This window comes from Pseudomonas sp. WOUb67 (genome assembly GCF_050058005.1).
Taxonomy (GTDB): domain Bacteria; phylum Pseudomonadota; class Gammaproteobacteria; order Pseudomonadales; family Pseudomonadaceae; genus Aquipseudomonas; species Aquipseudomonas putida_R.
This window is the reverse complement of record NZ_CP170112.1, coordinates 2277750-2295518: the sequence shown is the minus strand read 5'-3', so window position 1 is coordinate 2295518 and position 17769 is coordinate 2277750. Positions and strand designations below refer to the sequence as shown.

The window sequence follows — 17769 nt, the reverse complement described above, 5'->3', positions numbered from 1 at the left end:
CCTGATCGCCTGCTGGCGAAAAGGCGTTGATCCGACGTTAGCAGGTAAGCCCAAGACGGCATATACGCCAAGTGCCGCCATTAACATTGTGAATCTTATTTGTGCCCTTCCTGCAATCCGGCCGGTTGTGCATACACTGTTCGGGTACCCGCGCGCACAAGGACCCGCCATGCCCCACGACGCCTTCTGGCTACCCGCCAGCGAGCACTGCAGCCTGCACGTGCACCAATGGCTGCCGGCCAAACCGGTAAAGGCCGTGGTGCTGCTGGCCCATGGCATGGCCGAGCATGCCGGGCGCTACCAGCGCCTGGGGCATGCCCTGAGCGAGGCCGGCTTTGCCCTGTTCGCTGCCGACCTGCGCGGCCACGGGCGCACCGCCGAGCTGGGCAGCCTCGGCCTGTTCGCCCGCCATCATGGCTGGAATGCCGTCGTCAACGACCTTGGGCTGCTGGCCCAGCACATCGGCCAGCAGTACCCGGGCACACCGTTGTTTCTGTTCGGCCACAGCATGGGCAGCTACATCGCCCAGGCTTACCTGCTGCACCACAGCGCCAGCCTGCACGGGGCGATTCTCAGCGGCTCCAACTACCAACCGGCGGCGCTGTACCGCGTGGCGCGGCTGATTGCCCGGCTGGAGGCCTGGCGCCAGGGGCCGCAGGGCAAGAGTGCGCTGATCGAATGGTTGTCGTTCGGTTCGTTCAACAAAGCCTTCAAGCCCAACCGCACGGCGTTCGACTGGCTCAGCCGCGACCCGGCCGAGGTCGACCTGTACGTCAACGACCCGTTATGCGGCTTTCGCTGCAGCAACCAGCTGTGGCTCGACCTGCTGCAAGGCTTGGCGCAAATCAGCCAGCCGAGTAACCTCGCGCAGATCGATCCGAACCTGCCCATGCTGGTAATCGGTGGTGAATGTGATCCGGTCAGTGCCGGCAAGCGTCTCACCCATCTGGCCGACGCTCTGCGCGCGACCGGCAATCGACATGTACAGCTGCGCGTCTATCCTGAGGCGCGGCACGAATTACTCAACGAAACCAACCGTGACGAGGTCACCGCCGATATTCTCGGCTGGCTTGAACAGGCGCTGGCCCTTGGCCGCCCCGTGCGCAGTGAATGATAGCCGCCCTCGCCCAACGCTTAAGGAAGCACCGATGTCCCAGGTCACCAACACGCCTTACGAAGCCCTCGAAGTTGGCCAGACGGCCGAGTACAAGAAGTCCGTTGAAGAACGCGACATCCAGCTGTTTGCTGCGATGTCCGGTGACCACAACCCGGTTCACCTGGATGCCGAGTTTGCCGCCAAGAGCATGTTCCGCGAGCGTATTGCCCATGGCATGTTCAGCGGCGCGCTGATCAGTGCTGCAGTGGCCTGCACCCTGCCTGGCCCCGGCACCATCTACCTGGGCCAGCAGATGAGCTTCCAGAAGCCGGTGAAAATTGGCGACACCCTGACCGTGCGCCTGGAAATCCTCGAGAAGCTGCCCAAATTCAAGGTGCGCATCGCCACCAATGTGTACAACCAGAACGATGAGCTGGTGGTGCAGGGTGAGGCCGAGATCCTGGCGCCGCGCAAGCAGCAGACAGTCGAGCTGGTGTCGCCGCCGAATTTCGTGGCTAGCTGAAGATTGATGTAGACCGCACTGGCCTCTTCGCGGGAAAACCCGCTCCCACAGGATCACCACAGATTTGAACACTGTGCGGTACCTGTGGGAGCGGGTTTACCCGCGAAGAGGCCGGTACAGCCACCATTATTCAAGAGCCTGTAACCGCCGCTCGATATGCCTGCGCTCCGGCGCCTGCCGGGTCAGCGCCAGCGCCTGCCGCCACGCCGCACGCGCTTCCTCCACCTGCCCCAGCTGATAATGCAGCTCGGCCCGCGCCGCATGCGCCAGGTGATAGTCCAGCAGTTCACCCCGCGCCAGAACCCCTTCAATCTCCCGCAGGCCAACTTCCGGCCCGTCCCGCTTCGCCAGCGCCACCGCCCGGTTCAGCTCCACCACGGCTGACGGCCAATGCCGCTGCAACACGTCATACAGCCCGACAATCTCCGCCCAGTCAGTCTCTTCTGCCGTGGCCGCTTCAGCATGCACCGCAGCAATCGCCGCCTGCACGCTATACGCCCCAAACGCTCGGCTTTGCAGGGCCTGGCGCACCAGCTCGCAGCCCTCGTCAATGCGTTGCCGGTCCCACAAGCTGCGGTCCTGCTGTTCCAGCACCACCAGGTTGCCCTGGGCGTCGGTTCGCGCCTGCTGCCGGGATGCCTGCAACAGCATCAAGGCCAGCAGGCCGATCGCCTCCGCATCAGGCAACAATTGCACCAGCAGCCGCGCGAGGCGAATGGCTTCATCGCTCAGTTCCTGCTGCAGCAGTGTTTCGCCCGAGGACGCCGAGTAGCCCTCGTTGAACACCAGGTAGATCACCCGCAACACGCTCTCCAGGCGCTCGGGAAGCTCGTTCAGTTCCGGCACCTGGTACGGGATGCCGGCATCGCGGATCTTGGCTTTGGCGCGGACAATGCGCTGGGCGATGGTGGCCGGGGTTTGCAGGAAAGCGCGGGCGATCTGCTCGGTGGTCAGGTCGCAGACTTCGCGCAGGGTCAGCGGCACCTGGGCATCGGCTGACAGTGCCGGGTGGCAGCAGGTGAAGATCAGCCGCAAGCGGTCGTCCGCCAGCAGCTCTTCTTCGCTGGGGTCCTGTGCCTGGCCGTCGAGCAGCATGCTCAGGTCTGCCTGGGAGCGGTCGAAACGGGCGCGTCGGCGCAGCGCATCAATGGCCTTGAAGCGCCCGGTGGACACCAGCCACGCCCGTGGGTTATCGGGGATGCCATCGCGTTGCCAGCGTTCGACGGCGATGAAGAAGGCATCATGCATGGCCTCCTCGGCCAGGTCGAAATCACCCAGCAGGCGGATCAACGTCGCCAGGATGCGTCGCGACTCCCGCCGGTACACCGCCTCGACTTCGGCGCTCACCTGCGCCAGTGCCGTCATCAGTCGGGCATCCGCTGGGTCACCACCTCCACCAGGCGGTCCAGGCTTTCTCCCCAGCCCTGGTAGAAGCCCATTTCCTCATGGGCCCGGCAGTCAGCGGCATTCCAGTGCCAGGCACGGGCGGTATAGCGGGTTTTGCCCTGCTCTTCGTCAAAGCTGATCACGGCGGTCATGAAGGCCTTGTTCGAGGGCACCCAGCCAGGTCCGAAGGCATCGGTGAAGACCAACCGCCGTGGCGCGGCGATTTCCAGGAAAACGCCCTGATTCGGGTATTCGCTGCCATCCGGCGCCCGCATCAGGGTGCGGAACAGGCCGCCGGCCCACAGCTGCATTTCGCACTCCGGAGTAGTCATGCCGTGCGGCCCCCACCACTGCATCAACCATTGGGGCTCGGTCCAGGCACGAAACACTTTGGCCGGTGGTGCGTCGATCAGGCGGCTGATGGTCAATTCGTGTTGCGCTTGTGCAGGGGGTGCCAGGCTCATGTTGTTGTTCTCCGTAGCGGTCAGGGTTGCAGTTCGCGCACCGGTCGCACCTCGACACTGCCGACCCGTGCCGCCGGGATGCCCTTGGCGATGTTCAGTGCTTCGTTCAGGTCTCGGGCCTCCACCAGGTAAAAGCCGGCAAGTTGCTCCTTGGTTTCGGCGAACGGGCCGTCGGTCAGGCTCATGTGCCCGTTACGCACGCGCACCGTGGTGGCGGTCTGCACGGGCTTGAGCGCCTCGGCCGCCAACATTCGCCCCGAGCCCTGTATGGCTTCGGCATAGGCCATGCATTCGGCGTCTTCCGGGCTGTCGGGCAGGCTGTGCAGCAGCCCCTCGTCACAATAGACCAGGCACAGGTATTTCATGGTCGCCTCCAGGGCAGCGGCAAAGTGCGTTTGGCGATAACGGCTCAGGGCTTGAGATCGAACAGGGCTTTTTGCGTTTCCATGTCGAAGGGCGCCGACCAGTGCTCGTGGATCACCTGCCACTGGCCCCCTTGACGACGATAGCCCACGGTGGCCCGCATGAAGCCGCACTGGCTTTCGTCGTCGCCCGGGCCGCAGCGGTTCAGCCAGTGGGCCAGGGCCAGGTCGTCAGCGGCATGTACGGTAAGTTCGGCCAGTTCGAAGACCATGGGGCCGGTGCACATGCCCATGCACATTTCCCAGTGCGCCGTGTAGGCGGCCTTGCCTTTGAATTGCAGGGCCTGGATGGCATCGAAGGCGACGATGTCATCGGCATAGGGGGCGGTGATGTTGGGGATGTCGCGATCGCGCACGGCCTGCATCCAGCGCTCGATCAGTTGGCGGATCTCGGTTTCGGCTGCGGTGCTCATCGGGGGTTCCTCCGACAGGTCATGGGGGCACGGTGGTGCCTTCACCTATGGTCGAACGGAGAGCGGAGAAATCGACAAGGCTCGATATTTTTTTGAATGCTGATGGCCCTATCGCCGGCAAGCCAGCTCCCACAAGGCCTGCACAGGCATCAAATGCAGCGCAATCCTGTGGGAGCTGGCTTGCCGGCGATAGGGCCATCAGCGACAACGCTATGATCAGCCCTGCTGACAACCCTCACCCATGGCCCGGTACTGGATGGTGTGCACCTGGCCCTGGTGGTCTTCGTAGGTCATGGTCGCAGGCACCACTTCGCAGACATTGGGGATGGTCGAGAGGTTGATCACCCGTTTGATGTCCAGGTTCATGGTGTAGTCGTACTGCTGGGCCACAGGCTGGCTGGAGACAGGTTGGGCCTCGTCGGCAAGGGCGAACGAGGACATACCGACCAATGCAAGAATCAGTAATGGTTTCATGTGGGTTTGCCTTTTGAGCATTCAAGCTGATCGATTGACTTCTAATGCCGTCAATGGCGCGGAGAAGTTGCCATCTACGGTGAAGATGGCACGAAGTACCGATCCCGCTTCGTACTGCCAGGGGGGATGAGTAAAATTCTACTCCCGGTCGGCAATAGTTGAACCCTGAAGTTGGATATTCACCCTTGCCGTATTTGCAACAATCTGCGTCAAATTGGCCGAAAAACCTCACGCCAGAGCCTTTGGCCAGCTTTCAGGGCAGGACCCGCCATCTCATTAAAAAATCTTCACTGCTCGACACTTTCGGCCACAGAACGCCGGCTACTGGACCACTTTTACCGCCAGCACGGCTCGCGCATGCGTGCTGCGGGCGACGCTGAACTATGGGTGGCAAGGGCCCCGGGCATCGTTGCAGGCTTGAGCCTGAGTGCGGTGGGTGAAGGCTTATGGTTGACGGGACTGTTCGTCGAGCCGCAACAGCGCGGCCAAGGGGTGGCCGGGCAATTGATCGAGGCGGCACTGGAACAGGCAAAGGGACCGACCTGGCTGTTCTGCCACCCGGACCTGGTGCCGTTCTATGAGCGCCTGGGTTTCCACATGGCCGGGCAACTGCCCGAAACCCTGGCCAGCCGCCTGCAGCGCTACCAGCGCAGCAAACGCCTGGTAGCCCTGCAGCGGGGTCAGTCGTCGCTGACCTCGAGCCCGGGGAACAGCACCTCGGTGTAGCCGAACTTGGCAAAGTCCTGGATACGCGACGGGTACAGCCGGCCGATCAGGTGGTCGCACTCGTGCTGCACCACCCGCGCATGGAAGCCGTCGGCAAAGCGGTTGATTGGGTTACCCCGGGGGTCGACCCCTTCGTAGCAGATATGCTTGAAGCGTGGCACCACACCCCGCAGGCCGGGCACCGACAGGCAACCTTCCCAGCCGTCCTCCACTTCAGTAGACGTCGGCGTGATGACCGGGTTGATCAAAATGGTCTGCGGCACCGCCTCGGCATCCGGGTAGCGCTCGCTGCGCTCGAAACCGAAAATCACCAACTGCAGGTCGATGCCAATCTGAGGCGCGGCCAGGCCTACGCCACCCACATGGCGCATGGTTTCGAACATGTCGTCGATCAGTTGCTGCAGTTCGGCAGTGCCGAGCATGTGCTCGGGCACTGGCGGGGCGATGCGCAGCAGGCGCTCGTCGCCCATCTTCAGAATGTCACGGATCATCTGGGGTTCGGCTCGGAAGGTTGGTGCTGGCTCGGTTGTGGGTGTTCATGGCCCAGCACGGTGATGGTTTCCGGGGCCTTGTGCCCTTCGAAATCCTTCTCGCCAGGGTTCTTGCCCTCGCTCGACATGTGCTCGATCACCGCATTCATCTCCGCGCCCAGCAGCAACACGGCAGCGGAAATATAGAAATACAGCAACAGCACGATGATTGCACCAATGCTGCCGTACATGGCGTTGTAGTCGGCAAAGGTTTTCACGTAGTAGGCAAAACCCAGTGACGCCACGATCCACACCACCACCGCCAGCACCGAACCTGGGGTGATGAAGCGAAACTTCTGCTTCACGTCAGGCATCACGTAGTAGATCAGGGCCACCGCCACCATCAGCAGCATGATGATCACCGGCCAGCGCAGGATGGTCCACAGTGTGACGATGAACTCCTGCATGCCGATCTGGGCGGCGATCCATTCCATCACCTGGGGGCCCAGCACCATCAGTGCCGCGGCTGCCAGCAGCATGCCGGCCAACCCGACGGTGTAGAAAATGGACAGCGGAATGCGCTTCCATACCGGGCGGCCTTCCGGCACGTCGTAAGCGGCGTTCATTGCGCTCATCATCAGGCGCACGCCGGCCGACGCGGTCCACAAGGCAATCACGATACCCACCGACAACAGCCCGCCCTTGGACTGCTGCAACTGGTCGATCACCGGGTTCACCTGCTCCAGCGCCTGGGGTGGCAACACCAGTTCCGATTGCAGACGCAGCCAGGAGAAGAAGTCCGGCAGATGCAGGAAACCAATCAGGGCAATGAGGAACAGCAGGAATGGGAACAGCGAGAACAACGCCTGGTAAGCCAGCGCGGAGGCATAGGTAGACATCTCGTCATCAAGAAATTCCTTGATGGTGCGCACCAGCACGCGGTGCAAGGGCAGGCCCTGCAGGGCGGGAAAAATCATAGCGTCTCCTTTCGCCGCTCGATCGATTCAACAGACAAGTCTAATAGACCATACCGTTGCTGTGCTGCTCCCGGCCAATGCATCAAAAATTGTGTATGCCTGTAATGGCCCCTTCGCGGGCAAGCCCGCTCCCACAGGGACCGCACCAATCGGAAGATTGGAGAGAAAACTGTGGGAGCGGGTTCACCCGCGAAGAGGCCAGAACAGGCGAGCTCAAATCAAGGCTTCTTCACGGCATCCTTCACATTACCCTTGATCTGCTGCGCCTCGCCCTTCAGCTCTTGCGCCTTGCCTTCGGCCCGCAGTTTGTCGTTGTCGGTCACCTTGCCAACACCCTGTTTCACGTTGCCGATTGCTTCGTTGGCCAGACCTTTCGCTTTGTCTTTAGTACCGCTCATGGCAAAACTCCTGCAAATGGAGACACGTGAACCGTGTCGACAGAAAGTGGACCCACCACCCTCGCCGGGAGTTTCAACGGATTTTCCAGCCACAAGCCGAGCGGTAAAACTGCGGGCGAATACCGCACCAAATCACCCCGGCGCACCTACGCAGCTGGCACAGCTGCCCTAGAATCCCCGCAAACGTCCGCCCAGAGCAGGCTGACACTCGATAAAAACAATGTTTTCCGGATACCCGCACCCATGCGTCTGATGCCTGCGCTGGTGGCCTTGCTGCCACTGCTCCCCCTGCCCGCCCTGGCCGCCGCACCGGCCAACCCCGAAACCCTGCGTGTCGAGCGTTACGCCGATGACGACCAGCCCGGCTCGCTGCGCTGGGCCATCGAAACCAGCAACCAGAACCCCGGCCACTACAGCATCGACATTGCCGCCGTCGGCAAGCCGCCCTACGTCATCCGCCCCAGCCGTGCGCTGCCGGAAATCAAAGGCCCGGTGCGCATCACCGGCCTGCCTTGGGCCCGCGATGGCCAATACATCGCCATCGACGGTTCGGCCTACATCAAGGACCAGGGCGTACGCACCTGCCCCGGCGCCCTGCCCGGCCAGTTCGGCACCAACGTGCGCACCACCACCAACCCCGGGCTGGTGCTACGCGACACCCAGGGCGTGCACCTTAGCGGCCTTGAGGTGCGCAACTTCTGCATTGGCATCCTGGTCAACCGCGCCAGTGGCAACGTGATCGAAGACAACCGCATCGTCGCCAACAAAGGCGGCGCGGGCATCATGCTGACCGGTGACGACGGCGCGGGTAACCCCACCGCCACCACCACGAACAACAACAAGGTGCTGCGCAACCAGCTGATCGACAATGGCGACGGCCTGGAGCTGACCCGCGGCGCGGCATTCAACCTGGTGGCCGACAACCTGTTCCGCTCTACTGCAGCCAACCCCGAACCCTCGCAGGGTATCGAGATTCTGCTGGGCAACGACAACAGCGTGGTGCGCAACCGCTTCGAAAACTACTCCGACGGCTTGCAGATCAACTGGGGCAAGCGCAACTACCTGGCGGCCAACACCTTCAGCGGCAATTCGATCGGCGTCAGCGTCACCGGCGAGGGCAATATCCTTGACGGCAACCTGATCCACGGCAACCGCATCGGCGTTGCGCTGCGCCCGGAACCGGATGCTACCGCTACCCGCCTGAGCGGCAACCGCATCTGGGGTAACAGCCAGGATATCCGCCGCTGCGAAGCGGGCGGTTCGTGCGTGCCTGACCAACGCACCGGCGCCATCGTGTTTGGCGTACCGGCGCAGGCCCATGCGCTGTATGTGGGTTCGCGCGGGGTGGGGGCCGACTTGCCGAAGAAAGACCAGGCGATCATCTGCGACGCCAAAGGCGAGCCCAAGCCTTGCCAGCCGCTGCCCAACCATAACCAGCAGGCGCCACGGCTGATTGCGCTGCAAGGCAATGTGTTGCGCGGTGACGTGCAGGGGCCGGCGTCGAGCCTGTTGCGGGTGGAGTTCTTTGGCAATGCCGAGGCGGATGGCACCGAGGCGCAGCAGTACCTTGGAGAAGTGCTGGTGAACAGCGACAAGCAGGGGCAGGCGCGGTTTGCGCAGGTGCTGGAGAACATCGGCGGATTGCGTAGCTTTACTGCGACGGTGACCACTGCCGATGGGGCAACCTCCGAGTTGAGCCTGCCGGTTCGGCGGTAAGGCTACCGGCCTCTTCGCGGGCTTGCCCGCTCCCACAGGGACCGCACGGTTACAAACCTGTGGTAAACCTGTGGGAGCGGGCAAGCCCGCGAAGAGGCCGGCACAGGCTACGCAAGTTACAAACCTTGCCCCGCCCGGTGCCACCCCTCACAATGCAGGCCTTCATAGCGTCAACCCGCAGGAACCTGCATGAAACTCGACAAACCCGCCGCCATCGCCCGGCGCAACGAAGCATTGGCCAAGCCGGTGCTGAACAGCAGCAACACCCTGTTCGCCATCCTGGACAACAAACGCAACCTGTGGTGGTTCGAAGTGCCCGTGAAGCTGCTGGGCAAGGGCCAGGCCGACTGGGTCAACCTGCTGCTGCACACGCCGGAAAGCGATGAGCTGCAGCACCTGAAGGTGCCCACCAACTTCCTCAAGGCTCACCTGGAGCAAATGGAAGTGCGCAAGCCCGGCAAGCGCCGCTCCACCATCAGCCTGGCCCTCAGCGCCGATCGCGACTCGCTGCTGCGCGACACCCGTCCGGGTGGCGAGCAGCTGGACTTCCGCAACTTCGTACAGGCGTAAGGCTGTCAGGCCTTTTCGATACGATCGTCATGGATGACGATCAGGCCCTGCTTGAACAACGCGCCGATGGCCTTCTTGAAGTTGCCCTTGCTGACGTTGAACAGCTTGCTGATCAGCGCCGGGTCGCTCTTGTCGCACACGCCCAACACCCCACCTTCCGCCTCCAGGCGGGCCATGATCTGCTCTTGCAGGCTGTCGGCCAGGGCCGCACCCACCGGTTGCAGGCTCAGGGCGATCTTGCCGTCGTGGCGCACTTCCTTGATGAAGCCCTTCTCATGCATGCCCGAACGCAGGAACTTGAACACCTCGTTCTTGTGGATCAGGCCCCAGTGGCGGTTGTTGATGATGGCCTTGAAGCCCATCGGCGTTTCGCCGGCCACCAGCAGCTCGACCGGTTGCCCGACTTTGTAGTTGGCCGGGGTGACGTCGAGGTAACGGTCCAGGCGTGACGTGGCGGTGATGCGACGGGTGCGTTTGTCGAGGTAGACGTGCACCACGCAGTAATCGCCGATCTTCAGCTGCCGGGCCTCTTCCGAGTACGGCATCAGCAGGTCCTTGGGCAGGCCCCAGTCCAGGAAGATACCGGCACCGTTGATGTCCTTGACCTTGAGGCTGGCGAACTCACCCACCTGCACCTTGGGCTTCTCGGTGGTGGCGATCAGCTGGTCTTCGCTGTCCAGGTAGATGAACACGTTCAGCCAGTCATCCACCTCGGTTTCGGCGTTTTTCGGGATGTAGCGCCCCGGCAGCAGGATCTCGCCATCGGCGCCACCGTCCAGGTACAGACCGAAGTCCACGTGCTTCACGATTTGCAAACTGTTGTAACGCCCAAGCAGAGCCATTTCCGATGATCCTCAAGACAAGGGGGCTATTTTCCAGACAGAGACGGGGTGGTGTCAAAGCTTCCGGACGGTTGCCCCCTCGCTATGCGGCGCCTCAGAAGTCGTATCGCAGGTTCAGCATGGTATTACGCGGCGCACCATAGTGGCCATAACTGCCGGCCATGCCCGCGTAATACTTCTCATCGAACAGGTTGTTCACGTTCACCGTGGCCGTCAGGTTGTCGTTGATCTGGTAGCGAGCCATCAGGCTGGCAACGGTGTAGTCGTCTTGCGTTACGCGAGTCCCCAGGCGGGCGTAGTTGAGGGACGAACTGGAGTTCCAGTTTGCACCACCGCCGATGGTCAACTTGTTCCAGTCGCCTTGGAAACGGTAAGTGGTCCAGAGGCGGAAGGTGTCCATTGGCAACTGAGTGGTCAGGCGGTTGCCATCGGAGTCCTCGGTTCGCGAGTGGCTGTAACCGGTCTGGATGTTCCAGCCTGGCAGCACTTCGCCGGACAGCTCCAGGTCGATACCTTTGGTTTCTGCACCGTCAACAGCGCGATAGGCCTGGGCGCCACCCGGTGTCGTGTTGGTGCCGTCTTCCTCCGCAAGGTTGTCGCGCTCGATCTTGTAAATGGCAACGTTGGCATTCAGGCGGCCCTCGTAGAACTCGCCTTTCCAGCCCAGCTCATAGTTTTTCCCGGTTACCGGTTCCAGCGTCTTGCCGGTAACATCTACCGAGGATTGCGGCCTGAAGATGTCCGTGTAGCTCGCGTATACCGACTGCTCTGCCGTCAGGTCATAAACGATACCGGCATAAGGTGTGACAACGCCGTTTTCACGCATCTTGCTGGTTGGGGCGCGGGCTGGCAGGACGCTGAGGTTGTAGTCGTAGCTGTACTTCGAGACCCGCGCGCCCAGAATGAAATGCAGGTCGTCAGTGACATTGAAACGCCCGGCCACGTAGTAACCGCTTTGGCGAGAAGAGACGTTGTAGTCCAGGAACGGCACGTAGCTGCTGTCCGCCGGCCTGGCCATTTCGTTGTTCCAGTTGTAGTAGTCGATCGTGGTGGACGGCGCGTCGGATTCGTCGTGCTGGTTTTCATATTCCTGGAAGTTGTAGCCAACGATCAGTTCATGGCTTTGTCCCAGCAGCTCGAACGGGCCCTGAAGCGTGACATCGACACCTGTTTGCATCTGGGTCGCCTTGGCTTTTGCGGGGATGATGGGTACTGCACCGGTAGCCTGGTTGATGTACGCCACGTTGGTGGTGGTACGCAGGTAGGCGGAGTCGGTATCGCGGTCAACGTCCATGTAGTTGGCGGCGATCTTGAGTTGCCAGTCGTTGGCGAGTTGCTGCTCAAGGCCAAAGGTATAGTTGGTGGTCTCGATTTCATCGTACATCCAGCGCGCGCCGGAACTCTTCGAGCGCGAGAAATCGGCGGGTTGACCGTTGCTGAACAAGATGGGGACACCTGGGGCGCCATCGGCCCGGTATTTCTGGTGGTCGATGCTGAATCGGCCCACGGTGGTGTCGGTCAGGTCTGCTTCAAGCACCCCGTAGATTAGGTCGCGCTTCTGGCTGTACCAGTCCATGAACGTGTCGTTGTCTTGTTTTGCGGCAACGAATCGGCCGCGGACATTGCCGTTTTCGGTCAGTGGCCCCGAGACATCAGCTTCGGCGCGGTAGTAATCCCACGAGCCTACGCCTGCCTGGATGTGAGACTTGAACTCACGGGTGGGGCGCTTGCGTATCAGGTTGACCACGCCGCTTGGGTCACCAGCACCGGTCATCAGACCGGTTGCACCGCGGATAATCTCGACGCGGTCGTAAAGGGCCATGTCCAGCAGTGTGCTGGGCATGTTACGGGTCTGGTTTTCCTGCGTGGTGGTCACGCCATCGATCTGGTAGGTGTTGATCGCACTGCCACGCGAATAAATATTGAAGCGCTCACCACCGTCCTGGGACATGGTGATGCCCGGGGTCTGGTTGAGTACATCGGTCATGCTCGCCAGGTGCTGGTCATCCATGCGTTGGCGGGTAATGACGGTGATGGTCTGCGGCGTTTCCCGAATCGACAAATTCATCTTCGTCGCCGTACTGGTCGACCCGGTCGTATAAGACCCGGTCCCTTCCGTCGTAGCCCCCAAACCTGATGCATTGATGCTGGTCGCACCCAGCTCAAGCGCACCATCCTTCGAGCGAGGCAGCAGCACGTAGTTGCCATTGCTCGCAGCCATCACTTGCAGGTCACTGCCCGCCAGCAACCGGGCAAAACCTTGTTCAACGCTGTACGTCCCCTGCAACCCCGGACTGCGCTTGCCCTGGGTCAGTTCGGCGTCGAACGACAACACCACCCCGGCATCACTGGCAAAGCGGCTGAGCACTGCACCCAGTGGCCCTGCGGCGATGGCATAGCTGCGAGCGGCTTCGGCGGCACTGGCCTGCCCGGCGCTGGTCAGTGGATGAACTACCCCAGCCTGCAGCAGCAAGGCGGCACTGAACATGGCAACGACAAGGGGTTTTCTGGGGTAGCTGTGGCGGGTCACACGGGGGTGCATGGGGGGCTCCTTCAAATGCCTGTGGTGGCGGTTTGCAGGAGGGGTCGTGTGAAACCGGAAAACCGACAATGCAAACGAGAAATATTTTAAAAAATCATCTGCTGCCATTTGGGGCGCTTTGCGCCCCTTCGCGGGCTTGCCCGCTCCCACAGGGATTATGCTTGTCACGAGGCTGGCGCAAGACCTGTGGGAGCGGGCAAGCCCGCGAAGGGCTGCGCAGCAGCCCCAATTTCAGGTCAGAGGCCTCACCCTTACCCAGAACCGCGTACGGGTCTCGATGCGCACCGGCAGCGCCTGGGCAATCGCATCCAGCGCCCGCGCCGTATCATCCAGCGGGAAGGCGCCGGAAAGGCGCAGGTGCGCAACCTCCTTCGAACACTCGATATAGCCCGGGCGATAGCGCTGCAATTCATCCAGCACCCGGCTCAGCGGCCAGTTGTCGATCACCAGCCGGCCATTCACCCATTCGTCCCGATTGGGGTCGAGCGCCTGTGGCGCGGGCAATGGCCCGGCCCCGAAGCGCAGGCTCATGCCCGCCTCCACCCGCAACGGCTCGGCGTCTGCCCGGTTGCGCACGGCAACGGCGTGTTCCAGCACATCCAGTTCGGTCTGCCCGTCCAGTTGACGCACGACAAAACGCGTACCCAACGCACGCATCTCGCCCTGCTGGCTGCGCACGCTGAGTGGCCGTGCATCCTTGGCTGTGGTCACCATGATTTCCCCGGCGCGCAGGATGATCAGGCGCTGCTGGTGGTCGTAGCGGATGTCCACGGCACTGGCCGTGTTCAGCGTGAGCTGGGTGCCATCTTCCAGGCGCAGCTGACGCCGCTCACCCGTGACAGTGCGCACATCGGCCAGCCACAGCGGCGTCTGCCGGTAGCCGGTCCAAGCCAGGCCCGACACGCCAAGGCCCAGCACCATGCCCTTGAGCACTGTACGCCTGCCTGCCAGTGGTTGTTCCATCGCCAATGTGCGCTGCGCCACGGTCGCCGGCAGGCTGCCCAGCTCGGCGTGGAATGCCTCCAGCCGCTGCCAGGCCCACTGATGAACAGGGTCGCCCTGGTGCCACGCCTGCCAACGCAGGTACAGGGCCTGGTAGTCCGCCCCGGCACTCAAGCGGGCATGCCACTGCGCCGCATCACGCAGCGCCTGGCGTTGCTGCGCCGGACTCACAGTTCGGCATCCAGCGCGAACAGCAGGCACTGCTCGGTGGCCTTGGCAATGTATTTGGTTACCGAACTCACAGACACACCCAGGCGCTCGGCGATTTCGGCATAGCTCAAGCCTTCGAGGTGCGACAGAAACAGCGCCTGACGCACCTTGTGGTTCAGGCCGTCCAGCATGGCATCGAGTTGCAGCAAGGTTTCCAGCAGAACTACCCGATGTTCCGGTGACGCTTCCACCAGCTCCGGCTCCAATGCCATGGCTTCCAGATAGGCCTGCTCCAATGACCGCCTGCGCAGGTGATCAACCATCACCCGCTTGGCCACCGTCGCCAGAAAATTGCGCGGCTCGCGCAACGGGTGGGCCACCGTGCTGGCGATCAGGCGTACGAAGGTGTCCTGGGCCAGGTCTGCCGCCCGCTCCCGGTCGCCCAGGCGCCGGCGCAGCCAGCCTTGCAGCCAGCCGCTGTGGTCGCGGTACAGGCAGTGCATGTCATCGTGCGGGGCAGGCGGGACCTTGTACACGCAATCATCCTTGTAACGATGCGGATAAGAATTAGTCGCAATAATAGTGAGATTGCCGATGGAAGGAAACTGCCATTGCCGCGATGCAATGGAACCCTGCGGCTACCCTTACCTCTACCGATTGGCCGCCATTGCAAGGAACAGCACATGCTTGTACGCCTGTCCAAAGCCCTGCTCATCGCCATCGGCTTCGCTGCGGCACTGACCGCTTGCAGCCGTATCGACCTGGCCTACCGCAACCTTGACCGGCTGGTGCCGTGGTCGCTGGGTGATTACCTGGACATGAACCGCGAGCAAAAGGCCTTGCTCGACGACCGCTTGCGCGAGCACCTGGCCTGGCATTGCAAGACCCAACTGCCCGGCTACCTCGACTGGCTGGACCGGGTACGCGGCATGGTCGCCGATGGGCAGGTGACCGACCAGGCCCTGCAGCAACGTACCCGCGAGGCCCGTGAGGCGATTGGCCGGGTGGCGGAGGAAATCACCCCGTCGGCCACCGAACTGCTGCGCGGCATGAGCGACAGCCAGGTGGCGGAAATGCGCGATGCCTTCCGCGAGGACATCAGCGAACGGCAAAAGCAGTATGTGGATACGCCGCTGCCCAAACAGATCACCCGCCGTACCGAACGCATGGAAAAGCGCCTGACGCCCTGGCTGGGCGAGCTGACAGCGGAGCAGAAGCAGCGGGTGCAGGCGTGGTCACAGGCGCTGGGTGACCAGAACCGCGAATGGATCAACAACCGTGCCCACTGGCAGCAGCAATTGTTGCTGGCGATGAACCAGCGCAACGACGCCAGCTTCGGACCGCGCCTGGCGACACTGTTGCAGCGCAAGGAAAGCTTGTGGACGCCTGAATACCGCTCAGCGTTTCAAAATACCGAACAACAGGCGCGTAGTTTGCTGGTGGACCTGGTGCAGCAGAGTACCCCGCAGCAGCGGCGGTTCTTGCAAGAAAAGCTGGGCAAGGTGCGCACCGACTTCAGTGAGTTGAAGTGTTTGAAGGGGTAGTTGTGCACAGCAGGATTGGCCTCTTCGCGGGTAAACCCGCTCCCACAATGACCCCACTGGTTTCGAATCCTGTGCTGTTCCTGTGGGAGCGGGTTCACCCGCGAAGAGGCCGGGCCTGGTAAAGCACGATTACCGAGCCTTGCGCCGGTACGGAAACACATCAATCACCTTCCCCTCGCGAATCGCCGCTTGCAGCCCCTTCCAGTAATCCGCGTCATACAACTCCCCATGCAAGCGGCTGAACAACCGCCTCTGGCCCATATCGGCAAACAGGAACGGCGGAAACTCTTCGGGGAACACGTCATGGGGCCCGATCGAGTACCACGGTTCGCCCGACATCTCGTCTTCGGGGTAACGCGGTGGCGGGATATGGCGGAAGTTCACCTCGGTCAGGAAGCTGATCTCGTCATAGTCGTAGAACACCACCCGGCCATGGCGGGTAACGCCAAAGTTCTTCAGCAACATGTCGCCGGGAAAAATGTTCGCCGCCGCCAGCTGCTTGATGGCCAGGCCGTAATCCTCCAGCGCCTCCAGCACCTGGCCTTCGCTGGCATGCTCCAGGTACAGGTTCAACGGCGTCATGCGCCGCTCGGTCCAGCAATGGCGGATCAGTACCGTGTCACCCTCCAGCGCCACCGTCGACGGCGCCACCTCCAGCAGTTCGGCCAGGCACTCCGGCTCGAACTTGCCCCGCGGGAAGCGAAAATCGGCAAATTCCTGGGTATCGGCCAGGCGCCCGACGCGGTCGACGCTTTTCACCAGCCGGTACTTGTCGATCACCGTGGCGCGGTCGACGGTCTTTGACGGCGAAAAACGGTCCTTGATGATCTTGAACACGGTGTTGAAGCCCGGCAGGGTGAACACGCTCATGACCATGCCGCGCACGCCGGGCGCCATGACGAAGCGGTCGTCGCTGCCGGCCAGGTGGTTGATCAGCGCCCGGTAGAATTCCGACTTGCCGTGCTTGTAGAAACCGATGGAGGTGTACAGCTCGGCAATGTGCTTGCCCGGCAGGATGCGCTTGAGGAAGTTGACGAACTCTGCCGGCACCGGCACATCGACCATGAAATAGGAGCGGGTGAAGGAAAAGATGATCGACACCTCGGCTTCGTCGGTAATCAGCGCGTCGGCCTCGATACCATGCCCTTCGCGGTGCAGCAGCGGGATCACCAGCGGCCACTGCTCATCGCTGTTGTACAGCCGGCCGACCAGGTAGGCCCCCTTGTTGCGGTACAGCACCGGCGAAAACAGCTCCACGGCCAGCGTCGGGTCTTTGCACACCCAGTCCGGCAGGCATTCGCGCAGTTGTTCTTCAAGGCGTGACACGTCGCTTTCAAGGTCGCCATAGGCGAATGCGTAGTTGCCAAGGATCGCCCGCAGCAGGCCCTTGAGGTTGCCATCGGGGCGATAGGTACAGGTTTGTGCGGCGCGCTGGTGGCTGCGGATCGACGGCCGGGTGGTGTGGATGAACATGCAGCCGTCACTGATCTGGTCATGGCTGAACAGGCTGCAGAACAACGAGTTGTACCAGGTCTCCGACAGTTCATCGTCCAGGCGCGGGTCGATCAGCCGTATGTAGGCACTTTTCACCAAAGGCCACTGCTCGACCGCCAGCAGCACCTCGTCATCGAACGCATCACGCAGCCAGCCGTTGACCTCGCCGACTTTCTGTTCGTACAGGTTGATGCGTGCGGCGGCTGCCCGCTGGCTGTCTTGCCAGCGCGCCTGTTCGAAGCGCTCGCGGGCACCCAGGGTGATGCGGCGGAAATGCTCGCGGTAGTCGTCAAAGCCATCGAGGATCATCCGGGCGATCTCGCCGGCAGGCCAGTGCTGGGTCATGCGGTGAGCCTCGGTGCAAAGATTGAGTACTGAGCTTAGCCGCCCTTGTGGTCATGGGTTAATGCCACACCTCGAAGGCCTGCATGGCCCTTGTAGGAGCAGCCTTGTGCTGCGAAGAGGCCGGTACAGGCAAAAAATACCTGTGCTTGCACCGGCCTCTTCGCAGCACAAGGCTGCTCCTACAAGGGCCATGCAGACCGCAATGGATTGCACCG

Annotated in this window: 19 protein-coding genes; 6 read left to right on the top strand and 13 right to left on the bottom strand. The window is 62.1% G+C overall.

The features are described 5' to 3' along the window. The first annotated feature begins 169 nt into the window (after nt 1-169). Both ABOC32_RS10450 and ABOC32_RS10445 read left to right on the top strand, forming a co-directional pair. Nucleotides 170-1114 (top strand): alpha/beta hydrolase, encoded by a 945-nt coding sequence (locus ABOC32_RS10450; RefSeq protein ID WP_426810975.1) that lies wholly within the window; start codon nt 170-172, stop codon nt 1112-1114. 34 nt (nt 1115-1148) lie between these two features. Next, nucleotides 1149-1619 (top strand): MaoC family dehydratase, encoded by a 471-nt coding sequence (locus ABOC32_RS10445; protein WP_016488563.1) that lies wholly within the window; start codon nt 1149-1151, stop codon nt 1617-1619. A 126-nt stretch (nt 1620-1745) separates the two neighbouring features. On the opposite strand, the gene ABOC32_RS10440 is transcribed toward ABOC32_RS10445, so the two are convergent. The 5 genes from ABOC32_RS10440 to ABOC32_RS10420 form a co-directional block, all read right to left on the bottom strand. Further along, nucleotides 1746-2984 (bottom strand): RNA polymerase sigma factor, encoded by a 1239-nt coding sequence (locus ABOC32_RS10440; RefSeq protein WP_426810974.1) that lies wholly within the window; start codon nt 2982-2984, stop codon nt 1746-1748. After that, complete coding sequence (locus ABOC32_RS10435) at nt 2984-3469, bottom strand: SRPBCC family protein (protein ID WP_426810973.1); 486 nt, start codon at nt 3467-3469, stop codon at nt 2984-2986. The genes ABOC32_RS10440 and ABOC32_RS10435 overlap by 1 nt, the downstream gene beginning before the upstream one ends. A 20-nt stretch (nt 3470-3489) precedes the next feature. Beyond that, complete coding sequence (locus tag ABOC32_RS10430) at nt 3490-3834, bottom strand: YciI family protein (protein ID WP_043201688.1); 345 nt, start codon at nt 3832-3834, stop codon at nt 3490-3492. Nucleotides 3835-3878: 44 nt separating this feature from the next. Further along, nucleotides 3879-4304: a YybH family protein gene (locus tag ABOC32_RS10425; RefSeq protein WP_426810972.1), complete on the bottom strand. Its 426-nt coding sequence runs from the start codon at nt 4302-4304 to the stop codon at nt 3879-3881. Nucleotides 4305-4520: 216 nt separating this feature from the next. Next, complete coding sequence (locus ABOC32_RS10420; RefSeq protein WP_063427321.1) at nt 4521-4778, bottom strand: DUF2790 domain-containing protein; 258 nt, start codon at nt 4776-4778, stop codon at nt 4521-4523. Between the two features lie 357 nt (nt 4779-5135). On the opposite strand from ABOC32_RS10420, the gene ABOC32_RS10415 reads away from it, so the two are divergent. Then, entirely contained in the window at nt 5136-5504 is a 369-nt protein-coding gene (locus ABOC32_RS10415) for a GNAT family N-acetyltransferase (protein WP_426810971.1), read from the top strand. Here the strand turns inward: ABOC32_RS10415 and def are convergent. The 3 genes from def to ABOC32_RS10400 all read right to left on the bottom strand — a co-directional run bounded on the left by def (nt 5459) and on the right by ABOC32_RS10400 (nt 7349). Next, on the bottom strand, nt 5459-5995 hold the full coding sequence (gene def, locus ABOC32_RS10410) for a peptide deformylase (RefSeq protein WP_426810970.1): 537 nt from the start codon (nt 5993-5995) through the stop codon (nt 5459-5461). The two genes, ABOC32_RS10415 and def, sit on opposite strands and share 46 nt — an antisense overlap. Then, nucleotides 5992-6951 carry a YihY/virulence factor BrkB family protein gene (locus ABOC32_RS10405; protein ID WP_234228719.1) on the bottom strand — a complete coding sequence of 320 codons (960 nt, stop codon included), beginning with the start codon at nt 6949-6951 and terminating at the stop codon, nt 5992-5994. Before ABOC32_RS10405 ends, def begins: the two co-directional genes overlap by 4 nt. 218 nt (nt 6952-7169) lie before the next feature. Further along, nucleotides 7170-7349: a CsbD family protein gene (locus ABOC32_RS10400; RefSeq protein ID WP_003254639.1), complete on the bottom strand. Its 180-nt coding sequence runs from the start codon at nt 7347-7349 to the stop codon at nt 7170-7172. A 243-nt stretch (nt 7350-7592) separates the two neighbouring features. Here ABOC32_RS10400 and ABOC32_RS10395 point away from each other — a divergent pair, with 243 nt between their 5' ends. Beyond that, a complete protein-coding gene (locus ABOC32_RS10395; RefSeq protein ID WP_426810969.1) occupies nt 7593-9065 on the top strand; it encodes a right-handed parallel beta-helix repeat-containing protein in 1473 nt (490 codons plus the stop codon). Between the two features lie 189 nt (nt 9066-9254). Continuing rightward, a complete protein-coding gene (locus ABOC32_RS10390) occupies nt 9255-9635 on the top strand; it encodes a hypothetical protein (RefSeq protein ID WP_019471036.1) in 381 nt (126 codons plus the stop codon). A gap of 5 nt (nt 9636-9640) precedes the next feature. Here the strand turns inward: ABOC32_RS10390 and ABOC32_RS10385 are convergent, their stop codons facing one another. The 4 genes from ABOC32_RS10385 to ABOC32_RS10370 all read right to left on the bottom strand — a co-directional run bounded on the left by ABOC32_RS10385 (nt 9641) and on the right by ABOC32_RS10370 (nt 14707). Then, complete coding sequence (locus ABOC32_RS10385) at nt 9641-10477, bottom strand: CvfB family protein (RefSeq protein WP_426810968.1); 837 nt, start codon at nt 10475-10477, stop codon at nt 9641-9643. Between the two features lie 94 nt (nt 10478-10571). Beyond that, a complete protein-coding gene (locus tag ABOC32_RS10380) occupies nt 10572-13019 on the bottom strand; it encodes a TonB-dependent siderophore receptor (RefSeq protein ID WP_426810967.1) in 2448 nt (815 codons plus the stop codon). Between the two features lie 231 nt (nt 13020-13250). Beyond that, a complete protein-coding gene (locus tag ABOC32_RS10375) occupies nt 13251-14192 on the bottom strand; it encodes a FecR domain-containing protein (protein ID WP_426810966.1) in 942 nt (313 codons plus the stop codon). Continuing rightward, on the bottom strand, nt 14189-14707 hold the full coding sequence (locus ABOC32_RS10370; protein ID WP_270094680.1) for a sigma-70 family RNA polymerase sigma factor: 519 nt from the start codon (nt 14705-14707) through the stop codon (nt 14189-14191). The genes ABOC32_RS10375 and ABOC32_RS10370 overlap by 4 nt, the downstream gene beginning before the upstream one ends. A gap of 147 nt (nt 14708-14854) precedes the next feature. Here ABOC32_RS10370 and ABOC32_RS10365 point away from each other — a divergent pair, with 147 nt between their 5' ends. Continuing rightward, the gene (locus ABOC32_RS10365; protein WP_426810965.1) at nt 14855-15715 is read left to right on the top strand and encodes a DUF6279 family lipoprotein; all 861 of its coding nucleotides are present in this window, start codon (nt 14855-14857) and stop codon (nt 15713-15715) included. 129 nt (nt 15716-15844) lie between these two features. Here the strand turns inward: ABOC32_RS10365 and aceK are convergent, their stop codons facing one another. Next, nucleotides 15845-17554 carry a bifunctional isocitrate dehydrogenase kinase/phosphatase gene (gene aceK / locus ABOC32_RS10360; protein ID WP_426810964.1) on the bottom strand — a complete coding sequence of 570 codons (1710 nt, stop codon included), beginning with the start codon at nt 17552-17554 and terminating at the stop codon, nt 15845-15847. Nucleotides 17555-17769: the final 215 nt, after the last annotated feature.

Excerpts from the sequence above, each read along its gene's own strand:
- ABOC32_RS10450 (WP_426810975.1), top strand. The coding sequence starts at position 170 with ATGCCCCACGACGCCTTCTGGCTACCCGCCAGCGAGCACTGCAGCCTG.
- ABOC32_RS10445 (WP_016488563.1), top strand. The coding sequence starts at position 1,149 with ATGTCCCAGGTCACCAACACGCCTTACGAAGCCCTCGAAGTTGGCCAG.
- ABOC32_RS10440 (WP_426810974.1), bottom strand. The coding sequence starts at position 2,984 with ATGACGGCACTGGCGCAGGTGAGCGCCGAAGTCGAGGCGGTGTACCGG.
- ABOC32_RS10435 (WP_426810973.1), bottom strand. The coding sequence starts at position 3,469 with ATGAGCCTGGCACCCCCTGCACAAGCGCAACACGAATTGACCATCAGC.
- ABOC32_RS10430 (WP_043201688.1), bottom strand. The coding sequence starts at position 3,834 with ATGAAATACCTGTGCCTGGTCTATTGTGACGAGGGGCTGCTGCACAGC.
- ABOC32_RS10425 (WP_426810972.1), bottom strand. The coding sequence starts at position 4,304 with ATGAGCACCGCAGCCGAAACCGAGATCCGCCAACTGATCGAGCGCTGG.
- ABOC32_RS10420 (WP_063427321.1), bottom strand. The coding sequence starts at position 4,778 with ATGAAACCATTACTGATTCTTGCATTGGTCGGTATGTCCTCGTTCGCC.
- ABOC32_RS10415 (WP_426810971.1), top strand. The coding sequence starts at position 5,136 with ATGCGTGCTGCGGGCGACGCTGAACTATGGGTGGCAAGGGCCCCGGGC.
- def (WP_426810970.1), bottom strand. The coding sequence starts at position 5,995 with ATGATCCGTGACATTCTGAAGATGGGCGACGAGCGCCTGCTGCGCATC.
- ABOC32_RS10405 (WP_234228719.1), bottom strand. The coding sequence starts at position 6,951 with ATGATTTTTCCCGCCCTGCAGGGCCTGCCCTTGCACCGCGTGCTGGTG.
- ABOC32_RS10400 (WP_003254639.1), bottom strand. The coding sequence starts at position 7,349 with ATGAGCGGTACTAAAGACAAAGCGAAAGGTCTGGCCAACGAAGCAATC.
- ABOC32_RS10395 (WP_426810969.1), top strand. The coding sequence starts at position 7,593 with ATGCGTCTGATGCCTGCGCTGGTGGCCTTGCTGCCACTGCTCCCCCTG.
- ABOC32_RS10390 (WP_019471036.1), top strand. The coding sequence starts at position 9,255 with ATGAAACTCGACAAACCCGCCGCCATCGCCCGGCGCAACGAAGCATTG.
- ABOC32_RS10385 (WP_426810968.1), bottom strand. The coding sequence starts at position 10,477 with ATGGCTCTGCTTGGGCGTTACAACAGTTTGCAAATCGTGAAGCACGTG.
- ABOC32_RS10380 (WP_426810967.1), bottom strand. The coding sequence starts at position 13,019 with ATGCACCCCCGTGTGACCCGCCACAGCTACCCCAGAAAACCCCTTGTC.
- ABOC32_RS10365 (WP_426810965.1), top strand. The coding sequence starts at position 14,855 with ATGCTTGTACGCCTGTCCAAAGCCCTGCTCATCGCCATCGGCTTCGCT.
- aceK (WP_426810964.1), bottom strand. The coding sequence starts at position 17,554 with ATGACCCAGCACTGGCCTGCCGGCGAGATCGCCCGGATGATCCTCGAT.